This window comes from Polaromonas sp. DSP2-3-2b2, assembly GCF_049895905.1.
Classification (GTDB): domain Bacteria; phylum Pseudomonadota; class Gammaproteobacteria; order Burkholderiales; family Burkholderiaceae_C; genus Polaromonas.
Map to the genome: position 1 here is coordinate 117,476 of NZ_JAFCTH010000001.1, position 12,240 is coordinate 129,715.

9 protein-coding genes and 1 pseudogene are annotated in these 12,240 nt (G+C 64.2%); 6 read left to right on the forward strand and 4 right to left on the reverse strand.

What is annotated here, in order from left to right:
• Nucleotides 1-82: 82 nt before the first annotated feature.
• From ACP7AD_RS00600 to ACP7AD_RS00615, 4 genes are all read right to left on the reverse strand, one after another.
• Nucleotides 83-1,234: a BMP family ABC transporter substrate-binding protein gene (locus tag ACP7AD_RS00600; protein WP_426145077.1), complete on the reverse strand. Its 1,152-nt coding sequence runs from the start codon at nucleotides 1,232-1,234 to the stop codon at nucleotides 83-85.
• Between the two features lie 79 nt (nucleotides 1,235-1,313).
• Nucleotides 1,314-2,234: an ABC transporter permease gene (locus ACP7AD_RS00605; RefSeq protein WP_426145078.1), complete on the reverse strand. Its 921-nt coding sequence runs from the start codon at nucleotides 2,232-2,234 to the stop codon at nucleotides 1,314-1,316.
• Nucleotides 2,234-3,316, reverse strand: coding sequence for an ABC transporter permease (locus ACP7AD_RS00610; RefSeq protein ID WP_426145079.1), 1,083 nt, complete (start codon nucleotides 3,314-3,316; stop codon nucleotides 2,234-2,236). Before ACP7AD_RS00610 ends, ACP7AD_RS00605 begins: the two co-directional genes overlap by 1 nt.
• Nucleotides 3,313-4,878 (reverse strand): ABC transporter ATP-binding protein, encoded by a 1,566-nt coding sequence (locus ACP7AD_RS00615; RefSeq protein WP_426145081.1) that lies wholly within the window; start codon nucleotides 4,876-4,878, stop codon nucleotides 3,313-3,315. The genes ACP7AD_RS00610 and ACP7AD_RS00615 overlap by 4 nt, the downstream gene beginning before the upstream one ends.
• A 299-nt stretch (nucleotides 4,879-5,177) precedes the next feature.
• Between ACP7AD_RS00615 and ACP7AD_RS00620 the strand changes: the two genes are divergently transcribed.
• From ACP7AD_RS00620 to ACP7AD_RS00645, 6 genes and pseudogenes are all read left to right on the forward strand, one after another.
• Nucleotides 5,178-6,884 (forward strand): xanthine dehydrogenase small subunit, encoded by a 1,707-nt coding sequence (locus ACP7AD_RS00620; protein ID WP_426145082.1) that lies wholly within the window; start codon nucleotides 5,178-5,180, stop codon nucleotides 6,882-6,884.
• Nucleotides 6,881-9,286: a xanthine dehydrogenase molybdopterin binding subunit gene (xdhB, locus tag ACP7AD_RS00625; RefSeq protein ID WP_426145084.1), complete on the forward strand. Its 2,406-nt coding sequence runs from the start codon at nucleotides 6,881-6,883 to the stop codon at nucleotides 9,284-9,286. The genes ACP7AD_RS00620 and xdhB overlap by 4 nt, the downstream gene beginning before the upstream one ends.
• Nucleotides 9,287-9,494: 208 nt before the next feature.
• Nucleotides 9,495-9,632 (forward strand): annotated as a pseudogene (locus tag ACP7AD_RS00630) (porin); the annotation flags it as partial.
• A gap of 118 nt (nucleotides 9,633-9,750) precedes the next feature.
• Nucleotides 9,751-10,233, forward strand: coding sequence for a HugZ family protein (locus tag ACP7AD_RS00635; protein ID WP_426145086.1), 483 nt, complete (start codon nucleotides 9,751-9,753; stop codon nucleotides 10,231-10,233).
• A 75-nt stretch (nucleotides 10,234-10,308) separates the two neighbouring features.
• Nucleotides 10,309-11,289: a potassium channel beta subunit family protein gene (locus ACP7AD_RS00640; protein ID WP_426145088.1), complete on the forward strand. Its 981-nt coding sequence runs from the start codon at nucleotides 10,309-10,311 to the stop codon at nucleotides 11,287-11,289.
• Between the two features lie 502 nt (nucleotides 11,290-11,791).
• Nucleotides 11,792-12,190: a group III truncated hemoglobin gene (locus tag ACP7AD_RS00645; RefSeq protein WP_426145089.1), complete on the forward strand. Its 399-nt coding sequence runs from the start codon at nucleotides 11,792-11,794 to the stop codon at nucleotides 12,188-12,190.
• Nucleotides 12,191-12,240 lie beyond the last annotated feature (50 nt).

Below are 12,240 nucleotides of genomic sequence, written 5' to 3' on the forward strand. Positions count from 1 at the left end.
ATAAAAAAGGCTGCCCGAAGGCAGCCCGCAAGTATCTCTGTTTTGCCGTCCTCCCCCAACGGGAAAAGGGCGCAACCGGAGATCAGCCGCCCGGAACCTTGCCTTCGACGCCCTTGACATAGGTCTTCAGGCCGCCGAGGAACTTGTCGTCGGCGACCACGTCCTTGGCTACCAGCTCCTTGCCGGTGTTGTCCATGATCGGGCCTTTCCAGATGGAAAAGCTGCCGTCCTTCAGGCCTGCCCTGACTTCGTCGATGCGCTTTTTGGTGTCTTCGGGAACGTCGGCGGCGATGGACACCAGGTCAATCGCGCCTTCCTTCACGCCCCACCAGGCCGAGGTGCCGCCGGTCCACTTGCCTTCGAGCGCCTCGCCCACGGACTTGACGTAGTACGGACCCCAGTTGATCACGGCCGATGCCAGGTGGGCCTTGGGACCATAGGCGGTCATGTCCGAATCCCAGCCGAAGGCGCGCTTGCCCATTTTCTCGGCGGTCTGCAGCACGGCCGACGAGTCGGTGTTCTGGAACAGCACGTCGGCGCCGCCGTTGATGAGCGCCGTGGCGGCTTCGGTTTCCTTGGGCGGGTTGAACCATTCGTTGACCCAGACCACCTTGGTGGTGATTTTCGGATTCACCGACTGCGCGCCCAGCGTGAAGCTGTTGATGTTGCGAACGACCTCGGGGATCGGCACCGAGCCGACCACGCCCAGCGTGCCGGTCTTGCTCATCTTGCCGGCCACGACGCCGGCCATGTAGGCGCCTTCGTAGGTGCGGCTGTCGTAGGTGCGCAGGTTGGCGGCGGTCTTGTAGCCGGTGGCGTGCTCAAACTTGACATCCTTCAGGTCGGCGGCGACCTTGAGCATCGGCTCCATGTAGCCGAAGGTGGTGCCAAAAACCAGCTGCGCGCCTTGAGATGCCATGTCGCGGATGACGCGCTCGGCATCGGCCGACTCGGGAACTTTTTCGACAAAACTCGTGACAACCTTGTCGCCAAATTCCTTTTCGACCGCCTTGCGGCCGTTGTCATGCGCGTAGGTCCAGCCGCCGTCGCCGACCGGGCCGACATAGGCGAACGCGATTTTCAGGGGTGCGGCCTTGGCCGGGGCAGCAGCGGTTGGCGCCGGTGCGGGCGCAGGCGCCGCTTCCTCTTTCTTGCCGCAACCCGCGAGGGCGGCCGCAGCCACCGCCGAAAGGGCCGCCAGCTTGAGCAGGGAACGTTTTTGCAGGTCTGTCATGTCATGTCACTTTCGTTCAAGGGTCAAAAAAATCGGTCGCGCCAGGGTTGGGAAAGCGCCATTATCGGGCGCGAAAAACTCAGGCTCCAGGGTAAAACGGCTTGCCGATGGACGTCGGCATGTTGATGCGGATCCACAGCGGATTGCGCGAAATCAGCACCAGCACCACGATGGTCGCCAGGTAGGGCAGCATCGACAAAAACTGCGGCGGCACATCGACGCCCAGCCCCTGCAGGTGAAACTGCAGCATGGTCACGCCGCCGAACAGGTAGGCCCCAAGCAAGACCCGGGCCGGGCGCCAGGTGGCAAAGGTCGTCAGCGCCAGCGCGATCCAGCCCTTGCCGGCAATCATGCCCTCGACCCACAGCGGCGTGTAGACCACCGACACATAAGCGCCGGCCAGCCCGCACAGCGCGCCACCCGCGACCACGGCGGCCAGGCGGATGCGCCGCACCGGGTAGCCCAGCGCATGCGCCGACTCGGGGCTTTCGCCGACCGAGCGCAGCACCAGGCCGGCGCGCGTGCGGTACAAGAACCAGATCAGCCCGGCGGTCAGCGCCATCGCGATGTAGACCATCGGATGCTGGCGAAACAGCGCCGGGCCGATGAAGGGAAGGTCGGCCAGCCACGGAATCGGGTAAAGCGTTTGTTCGGGCAGCTTTTCCTGCACATAGTTGATGCCGGCAAAGGCCGAAAAGCCCGCACCAAACAAGGTCAGCGCCAGCCCGGTGGCGTACTGGTTGGTGCCCAGCCAGATCACCAGCCCGCCAAAAATGGCCGCTAGACCAGCTCCGGCCGCCATGCCGGCGGCAAAGCCCAGCCAGGTGTTGCCGGTGTGCACCACCGTGGCAAAGCCGGCGATGGCGGCGCACAGCATCATGCCCTCGGCGCCAAGGTTGACGATGCCGGCTTTTTCATTGATCAGCAGGCCGAGCGAGGCAATGGCGAGCACGGTGCCAGCGCTCAGGGTCGAGGCCAGCAGCAAGGCGGTGGAATCCATCAGCGGGCTCCTTGGGCGGAAAGGGGAAGCGGCCGGGACAGCCGCAGGCGATAGGCAATCAGGGTGTCGCAGGCCAGCAGGTTGAACAACAAGAGCCCCTGGAACACGCCGGTGATCGACTTGGGCAGGCCCAGGCGCGACTGCGCGAGTTCGCCGCCGATGTAGAACATGCTCATCAAGAGGGCTGAAAACACCATGCCGACCGGATGCAGCCGGCCGACAAAGGCGACGATGATGGCAGCAAAGCCATAGCCCGCCGGCACATAGGGCGTGAGCTGGCCAATCGGCCCGGCCACTTCCAGCGCACCGGCCAGCCCGGCCGCGCCGCCCGAGACCAACAGCGCCACCCACAGCGCGCGGCGCGACGAAAACCCGGCGTAACGGCTGGCGGCCGGCGCCAGGCCGCTGACTTCCTGCGCAAAGCCAGCATAGGTGCGGTAGAGGTAAAGCCACAGTGCGCCCACGCCGACCAGCGCCAGCACAATGCCAATCGTCACCCGCGAGCCGGCCATCAGCCGGGGAATCTGCGTGACGGCCTCGAAGTTCTTGGTCTGCGGAAAGTTGTAGCCGTTCGGGTCTTTCCACGGGCCGAACACCATGTAGTTCAGGATCAGGCCGGCCACATAAACCAGCATCAGGCTGACCAGGATTTCGTTGGCATTGAAGCGGTCGCGCAAAAACGCGGTGATGCCCGCCCAGAACATGCCGCCCAGCACACCCGCCAGCAAGATGGCCGGAATGATCCACGGCCCGGTGGTCTTGTCGGCCAGCAGCGCCACGCCGCCCGCCGCCAGCGCGCCGATGACGAACTGCCCCTCGGCGCCGATGTTCCAGACATTCGAGCGAAAGCACACCGCCAGCCCCAGCGCAATGATCAGGAGCGGCGTGGCCTTGACCAGCAATTCGCCGATGGCATAGGGCGACCTGACGGGTTCCCAGAAAAACACCTGCAGGCCCTTGACCGGGTCCTTGCCCAGCGCCAGGAACAAAGCAATGCCGATGGCCACGGTCAGCAGCAGCGCCAGGATGGGCGAGGCGTAGCTCCAGAAGGACGACGGCTGCGGCCTGATTTCGAGCTTCATGCCGCACTCCCCGCAGTGGCGGCAGGGGCCCACAGGCCGCTCATCCACAAGCCGACCTTTTCCACCGTCGCGTCGGCACGCGGCAGCGAAGGCGACAGCTGGCCCTTGGCCATGACATACAGCCGGTCGCAGATTTCAAACAGTTCGTCGAGTTCCTCGCTGACCACCAGCACCGCGCAGCCGGCGCCGGCCAGCTTGAGCAGTTCGCCGCGAATCTGGCTGGACGCGCCCACATCGACGCCCCAGGTCGGCTGCGAGACGATCAGCAGCGCCGGGCCGGCATCGATCTCGCGGCCCATGATGAATTTTTGCAGGTTGCCGCCCGACAGCGACTTGGCCGCCGCCTGCGGTCCGCCGCACTTGACCTTGTAGCGCTCGATCGTCTGCCGGGCCTGTGCCAGCAGCTTGCCGCCGCTGATCCAGCCGCTGGAAGACACCGCATCCCGGCGCGTGAGCAGCAGGTTGCGCGCCAGTGACAGGGTCGGCACGGCGCCGCGCCCCAGCCGTTCCTCGGGAACGAAATGCAGGCCGAGCTGGCGGCGGCGCGCCGGGCTCATCCGGCCGGCACTTTGCCCCCTGACGGTGATCGCGTCGCTCGCGGCGCGCGTGTCCTCGCCCGACAGCGCGTACAGCAGTTCCTTCTGGCCGTTGCCCGAGACCCCGGCAATGCCGACCACCTCGCCGGCGCGCACCTGCAGCGCCACCTGGCTCAGATCGACGCCGAACTGGTCTTCCCTGGCCAGGTCGAGCTGCTTCACATCGAGCACGATGTCGCCGGTTTTGACAATGCGACGCTCCAGCGCGGGCGGCTCGGCGCCGATCATCAGGCGGCTGAGCGACGCATTCGATTCCTCGCGCGGGTCGCATTCGCCGGTGACCTTGCCGCCGCGCAAAACCGTGCAGGCGGTGCACAGCGCGCGGATTTCGTGCAGCTTGTGGCTGATGTACAAGATGCTGCAACCCTCGGCTGCCAGCTTGCGCAAGGTGACGAACAGGTTTTCCACCGCCTGCGGCGTGAGCACCGACGTCGGTTCGTCCAGGATCAGCAGCTTGGGGTGGGTCATCAGCGCGCGAACGATCTCGACCCGCTGGCGCTCGCCCACGCTGAGCGTGTGCACCGGCCGCGTCGGGTCAAGCTGCAAACCATAGGCCTGGGTGGTTTCCAGGATGCGCCGGGACACCTCGGCCAGGGTCAAATGCTTGCCCAGCCCGAGCCAGACGTTTTCGGCCACGGTCAAGGTGTCGAACAGGCTGAAATGCTGGAACACCATGCTGATGCCCAGCGCGCGTGCCTCCTGCGGATTGCGCACGGTAACCGGCTGGCCGTCGATGGCCATGCTGCCGGCGTCGGGCTTGACCGAGCCGTAGATGATCTTCATCAGCGTGGACTTGCCGGCGCCGTTCTCGCCCAGCACCGCATGGATCTGGCCGGGCAGCACGTCAAGGGCAATGTCGCTGTTGGCGACCACGCCGGGATAGCTTTTGCTGATGCCGGCAAGCTGCAGCCGGGGCGTCGGGGCCGCGCCGGAGGCCGCGAAGGTGGAGGGAGCAGTCAAGGGCATTCTGGTGATCTGGATATCTTGTTTTTTTAAGGCTTTTAGCCTTTATACGCTTACGTTACGGGCGTAGTCAGCTATTTTTTTAAGAGCACTGGGGTCATGGGAAAGCACGCTTGGCAGCGCGGCATTTTCCTTGCTTTGCATGCTGGCTGCCAGCCTTGGCGCAAAGCTTGCAGCAAGCTTGATGCCACGCCGGCGGCATCGAGCGCTTGGCATGCCGGAGCGCTGATACCTGCCTACCCTGGCGGGTAATATGAAGCGCTGCAGGCAGCGCACGGCCCGATTGTTTTAACCTGATTTCCATGACCATCCACCCTCTCGCTGTTCAGCCCGCTGTCAAAAACATCCGCTTCATCCGCAAGGGCGAAGTGGTCAATCTCGGCAATGTACCACCCGAACGCACCGTTTTGGAGCTGCTGCGCGAAGACCTCGGCTGCACCGGCACCAAAGAGGGCTGCGGCGAAGGCGACTGCGGCGCCTGCACCGTCGTGCTCGGCCAGATCGAGGACGGCGCGCTGCGACTGCGCGCGGTCAACAGCTGCATCCGGCTGGCGCATTCGATTGACGGCATGGCGCTGTGGACGGTCGAGGATATTGCCCCCACGCTTGTCGCTTCGCGTACTGCGCTGCCCCCCGAGGGGGCGCTGCGCCAGCGGCCCGGCGAAGCCGGTTCCGCGGCCCCGGCTGGCGAGGAAGTCAGGGCTGAGCCAACACTTCATCCAGCGCAGCAGGCCATGGTGGACTGCCACGCCAGCCAGTGCGGCTTTTGCACGCCAGGCTTCGTCATGAGCCTGTTCGGCATGTACCACAACCATGTCAGCCGGGGCGAGCCCGTCACGCGGGCGATGGCGCAAGAGGAACTCTCGGGCAACCTGTGCCGCTGCACCGGCTACCGGCCCATCCTGGACGCCGCGCAGCACATGGCCAGCCTGCCGCCAGTGGTGCTTGACGAGAACACGCTGCTATCAAAACTGGAGCTGCTTGCGCAGGCGGGCTATGCGCAGGAGCCTGATTCGGCTTATAAATTGCCGTACACGCTGGCCGAACTGCTCAGGCTTCGCGCCGCGCATCCGGCGGCGCAGCTGGTGGCCGGCTGCACCGACGTGGGCTTGTGGGTGACCAAGCAGCACCGCCAGCTTGACGAGGTCATCGACCTGACCCAGGTGGAAGAGTTGCGCCACATTGAAGACCAGCCCGACCAGTTGTTGATTGGCGCGGCCGTGACGCTGGCCGACGCATTTGCCGCGCTGGCGAACGACCGGCCGCAGCTGCACCCCTTCGCCAGCCGCTTTGCCGGCCTGCCGGTGCGCAACTCGGGCACGCTGGGCGGCAACATCGCCAACGGCTCGCCGATTGGCGACTCGATGCCGCTGCTGATTGCGCTGCGGGCGCGGATCGTGCTGGTGAGCGGGCGCGGCCGGCGTGAGATGCCGCTGGAAAATTTGTACACCGGCTATCGCACCAACGTGATGGCGGCGGATGAAGTGCTGGCATTTATTCGGGTACCGAAGCCGGGGAGCGCTCACCCCTGCCCTCTCCCAGAGGGAGAGGGAGTTAAAACCGGGACAGACCATCGCAAGCTGCCGACCCCTCTTGCTCCCTCGCCCCTTCGGGGAAAGGGCGGGGGTGAGGGGCGACCCGAATTCCTGCGCATTTACAAAATCTCCAAACGCTACGACGACGACATTTCCGCCGTCTGCCTGGCCATCAACTTGCAAATTGAAAAAGGCATCGTGACCCGTGCTTCCATCGGCGCAGGCGGCGTGGCGGCCACGCCGGCCCGGGCCTTCCAGACTGAAACGTTCCTGACCGGCCAACCCTGGACGCTAGCCACGGTGCAAGGCGCCATGGCGGTACTGCGCGCCGAGTTTTCGCCGCTGTCCGACATGCGGGCCTCGGCAAGCTACCGCAGCGAAGTGCTGGGCAACCTGCTGCAGCGCTATTGGCTGGAGAGCCAGGGCGTGCAGCAGATCAACCTGGAATCTTTCGTTCTGGAAGAAAGGGCATGACCATGGACAACGAATTCTCCCTGAGCCGCGATGAAGTCGCCGACCCGGACGTGGTCAACGCCAATGCGCATGCCGACCGGCTGGCCAGCCCGCAGCCGGCCGCCGTCAGCCCGCCGCCCGCGCCGCAGGCGGCCGGAACGTCGCGCTTTCACGAAAGCGCCCGCGCGCAGGTCCAGGGCGCGGCCACCTATGTGGACGACATTCCCGAGATCAAGGGCACGCTGCATGCCGCGCCGATTTTGTCCACCGTTGCCCACGGCCGGCTCCTAAGCGTCGATACGGCGGCCGCGCTGGCGATGCCCGGCGTTCGCGCTGTAGTCTTGGCACGCGACATTCCCGGCGACCCGCTGCTGAGCAATTTCTCGCACGACGAGCCGGTGTTTGCGCTCGATACGGTGCAGCACATCGGCCAGGTGATCGGCGTGGTCGTGGCCGACACGGTGATGCAGGCGCGGCGCGCGGCCCGGCAGGTGAAATGCCAGATCGACGCGCTGCCCGCCATTTTGAACGTGCATGACGCGCTGAAGGCGCAAAGCTACGTGCTGCCGCCGGTGTTCGTCAGGCGCGGCGATGCCGGGGCCGCGCTCAAAATGGCGGCGCACATGCTGCACGGCACGCTGGAGGTCGGCGGCCAGGAGCATTTCTACCTTGAAGGCCAGATCGCCTATGTCGTGCCGCAGGAGCAGAACCAGTGGCTGGTGTATTCCAGCACACAGCATCCGGGCGAGATCCAGCACTGGGTGTCGCATGCGCTGGGCATTGACAACCATGCGGTGCGCGTCGAATGCCGGCGCATGGGTGGCGGCTTCGGCGGCAAGGAAACGCAGTCGGGCCACATGGCGGTCTGGGCGGCGATTGCCGCGCGCAAGCTGAAGAAACCCGTCAAGCTGCGCATGGACCGCGACGACGACTTCCTGGTCACCGGCAAGCGCCATCCGTTTGCCTATGACTACACCGTCGGTTTTGACGACAGCGGCCGCGTCACCGGCCTCAAGCTCTTGATGGCGGTGAACTGCGGCTTCAGCGCCGACCTGTCCGGCCCGGTGGCCGACCGCGCCGTGTTCCATGCCGACAACGCCTATTTCCTGGAAGATGTCGAGATCGCCTCCTACCGCTGCAAGACCAACACCCAGAGCCACACCGCGTTCCGGGGCTTTGGCGGGCCGCAGGGCATGATCGTGATCGAGACCATCATGGGCGACATTGCGCGCCAGCTCGGCCTGGACCCGCTCGATGTGCGCAGGCGCAACCTGTACGGCATTGGCGAGCGCGACGTGACGCATTACCGGATGTTGGTCGAGGACAACATCCTGGAGCCGTTGCTATCAAAACTGGAGCTGTCTGCACAATATCGACGCCGCAAACAGGCTATTTCGGCATGGAACGCAAGCAATTCGATCATCCAGCGCGGCATGGCCCTGACGCCGGTCAAGTTCGGCATCTCCTTCACCGCCACGCTGTTCAACCAGGCCGGCGCGCTGGTGCATGTGTACACCGACGGCTCGTGCCAGGTCAACCATGGCGGCACCGAAATGGGCCAGGGCCTGAACACCAAGGTCTGCCAGATCGTCGCCGACGAACTCGGCATTGCGTTCGAGCAGGTTCTGGCGACGGCCAGCGACACCGGCAAGGTGCCGAATGCCTCGGCGACTGCCGCATCGGCCGGCACGGACTTGAATGCCAGAGCAGCACAATACGCCGCCCGCAATGTTCGTGACAACCTGGCGCAGTTCGTCGCCGGACTGGACGGCTGCGGCGCGGGCGCCGTACGTTTTCAGGGCGGCATGGTGACGACACCAGCCGGCAGCCGGCCGTTCACCGAGGTCGTCAAGCTGGCCTACGCCAACCGTATCCAGCTCTGGAGCGACGGCTTTTACCGCACGCCCAAGATCCACTACGACAAGGCCACCTTGAGCGGCCGGCCGTTTTACTATTTCGCCTACGGTGCGGCCTGCACCGAAGTAGCGATTGACACGCTCACCGGGGAAAGCCGCGTGCTGAAGGTGGACATCCTGCACGACGTGGGAAACTCCATCAACCCGGCGATCGACATCGGCCAGATCGAAGGCGGCTTCGTGCAGGGCATGGGCTGGCTGACCACCGAGCAGCTGGTCTGGAACGAACGCGGCTTGCTGACCACCCACGCCCCCAGCACCTACAAGATTCCAACCACCGGCGATGTGCCCGAGCACTTCAAGGTGGACCTGTGGCCCGAGCCCAACCGCGAGGACAATGTGTTTGGCAGCAAGGCCGTCGGCGAGCCGCCGTTGATGCTGGCGATCAGCGTGTTCGAGGCGCTGCGGGATGCTGTGGCGTCGGCGCGGCCGGGAAAACGCGTGCAACTGGAAGCGCCCGCCACGCCGGAAAACGTGTTGAAGGCATTGGGGCGACTGCACGCCTGAGCTCGCAACCGTGGGCGATCTCGCAAGAGAACACGCCCACGGTTCGGGAAAAACTTAGGCACATTACTTGCGTTCCAGCAATGCAGGGATACGAGTTCGCTACCTTTGTTGCGAACCGTCCATAGCGATGCCGGGCGATCGGCGCCTTCACCTGTTCGGCAAGGTGCTGGTGGACAGGGTCAGCACCAAGCTGTCGCAGACCGGCGTGAAACGCACCACCGCCACGCTGGGCTACGACTTCAACCTGTCCAAGCGCACCGACGTGTATGCGATGTACATGAACGACCGCATCACCAACAAATCCACCGGCAACAGCGTCGGCGTTGGCGTTCGCCACCGTTTCTGATTCCCGGGCCGGGGCGCGGTGAGGCGTCCGGCCGTCTGCGGCCGGCAGGCAAGCAAGGGCTTTTGCCGTGCCACGTTTGGCCTATGCTGGGACATCCATTTTTTTGAGGGAAGCCCTTGTGTCTCACGAATCCAGACTGACCCTGGCGCTGCGCACGCTGTTGCACTCAAGGCGAATTGCGGCCATGGGAACCCTGGGCGATGACGGCGCGCCCTTCGTCTCCATGGTTCCCTACGCCATGGAGCCGACGCTGGGTTGCCTGGTCATTCATGTGAGCGGGTTGGCGGCCCACACCGGCAACCTGCAAGCCCGACCGAAAGTGTCACTGCTGATGATGCAGCCCGAGGTGCAAGGTGAGCCGGTGCACGCTTTGCCACGCGTCACGCTGGACGGCATCGCACGAACGCTGGATGTCGGCAGCCCGGACTGGAACGCCTGCCGGGCGGCGTATCTGGCGAGGTTTCCAGAGGCTGAATTCATGACGCAGCTGGGCGATTTCAGGTTTGTGGCCATCGAACTCAAAGGCGCCCGGCAAGTCGCCGGCTTTGGCGCTGCACGCTCGATTGAAGAGAAAGAAGTCCGACAGGCTTTGCAGGCGTAGGGCCTTTGCAAGTGATGTAGCCCTGGCCGGTCTGTTAGCCTTTGCTGATTGTTTTCCCCACAGCAAGGCAACCTCATGCAATACCGACGTCTTGGCTGCAGTGGCCTGCAGGTCAGCGAGCTTTCTCTGGGCTCCTGGGTGACTTACCACAACCAGGTGGATGTGGCGGCTGCCCGCGAGATGCTGGCTGCAGCGTCGGATGCCGGCGTCAACTTCTTTGACAATGCCGAAGCCTATGCCCGTGGCAGAAGCGAGGTCGTCATGGGCGAAGCCATCAAGGCGTTGCAATGGCCACGGCTGAGCTACATCGTTTCGACGAAGTTTTTCTGGGGTTTGGACCGCGATGCCCAACCGGTCAACCACAAGGACACGCTCAATCGCAAGTACCTGATGCAGGCCATCGACGGCTCCCTCAAGCGCATGGGCCTGGATTTCATAGACTTGGTGTACTGTCATCGACCGGACCCCCGCACGCCCATCGAGGAAACCGTCTGGGCGATGAGCGACATGATCAGCCGCGGCAAGGCGCTGTACTGGGGCACCAGCGAATGGTCGGCCGACGAGATTCGCACCGCCTGGGACATTGCCGATCGGCACCACCTGCATAAACCGGTGATGGAGCAACCCCAGTACAACCTGTTTCACCGCAAGCGCGTTGAGCAGGAATACAGCCGGCTTTACGAAGACATCGGGCTGGGGCTGACCACCTGGAGCCCGCTGGCCGGCGGCTTGCTGACCGGCAAATACCGAAACGGCGTCCCGGCAGGCAGCCGCGGGGCGCTTGAAGGGATGGAGTTTCTGGTCAAGGACCTCACCGACGCCGCCAGGAATTGCGCGGTCGCACAACTCGAAGCCGTCGCTGGCGACTTGGGGTGCAGTCTGGGCCAGATGGCGATTGCCTGGGTGGCCCGCAACCCCCGCGTCAGTTCCGTGATCACCGGGGCATCGAAACTTTCACAGTTGAAAGAAAATCTGGCCGCCGTGGACGTCATTGCCCAACTGACGCCCGAGGTGATGGCGCGCATCGACGAAATCACCTCGCCCCTGGCCAGCTGACGCGCCGGCCAGGCTGTAGCTAGCGGAGGAATCGCGCGCTTTGCGACAAAAACACCGTCCAGGGCAGCCCAGAGCCAAACGCCGCGCCTGCGTGTAGGCGGCGATGCCGGATGGGTCATCCATCGACCGCGCTGCCGATGACGCCAAGGCCGCCATGGCGCAGTAATGAAAGACACGTTTGCACATGGCGGCAAGCCAGCGCACAGGCCTTGGCTTCTTGCACAAAATAGGCTGCGGCGCAATGAATACAAGCGTAAACAGCTATCAACTTAATAGCATTTCAGGAACGACAGCCGGCCCGAAACGCATGCAACATGCGGTCTCCTTGGGCATTACGAAAGCCTGTGGGAAAAGCGCCAGCTCTGCTTTTTTCACCCTGAAACTGCCAAGCCCTCGCCGCCGCATGGTTGATTGTCGAGTGATAAGCTCCCTCGAAAATCCATCTTTTTGGCGGGGACCATGTCATCCACCAGCCCCAACTGCCCCCCGGAGGAACCCCCTGATGCCAAGCGCCGATTTATGCACCGAAGACGAAATCGTCCAGTTGGTTTATGGGTTTTACGACCGGGTGCGCAAAGACGAGGTGCTCGGGCCCGTTTTCAACCGCCACGTGAAGGACTGGAACACGCATTTGCCCACGATGGTCGATTTCTGGTCGTCGGCGCTGCGGGGGACCGCCCGGTTTCGTGGCGCGCCCATGCCAAAGCATGCGGCACTGCCAGGCCTGACGATCGAGTTGTTCCAGCGCTGGCTGCTGCTCTTTGGGCAAACCACCGACGCCCTGCCGAATGCCGCCCTGGCAGAGCGCGCCAAGGACCTGGCCAAGCGCATTGCCCAAAGTCTGTGGTACGGCTACCAGATGAAGCAGGGCCAGCGCCTGCCGTCAGGCGAGCCGGCATGAATACAGTTTTGGCCCTTGATCCAGCCTCAGCCGCCGCGCCCCGGCCGCAT

Coding starts and splice junctions, on each gene's coding strand:
- ACP7AD_RS00640 (WP_426145088.1), top strand. CDS start 10,309: ATGCAATACCGACGTCTTGGCTGCAGTGGCCTGCAGGTCAGCGAGCTT.
- xdhB (WP_426145084.1), top strand. CDS start 6,881: ATGACCATGGACAACGAATTCTCCCTGAGCCGCGATGAAGTCGCCGAC.
- ACP7AD_RS00645 (WP_426145089.1), top strand. CDS start 11,792: ATGCCAAGCGCCGATTTATGCACCGAAGACGAAATCGTCCAGTTGGTT.
- ACP7AD_RS00620 (WP_426145082.1), top strand. CDS start 5,178: ATGACCATCCACCCTCTCGCTGTTCAGCCCGCTGTCAAAAACATCCGC.
- ACP7AD_RS00605 (WP_426145078.1), bottom strand. CDS start 2,234: ATGGATTCCACCGCCTTGCTGCTGGCCTCGACCCTGAGCGCTGGCACC.
- ACP7AD_RS00615 (WP_426145081.1), bottom strand. CDS start 4,878: ATGCCCTTGACTGCTCCCTCCACCTTCGCGGCCTCCGGCGCGGCCCCG.
- ACP7AD_RS00600 (WP_426145077.1), bottom strand. CDS start 1,234: ATGACAGACCTGCAAAAACGTTCCCTGCTCAAGCTGGCGGCCCTTTCG.
- ACP7AD_RS00610 (WP_426145079.1), bottom strand. CDS start 3,316: ATGAAGCTCGAAATCAGGCCGCAGCCGTCGTCCTTCTGGAGCTACGCC.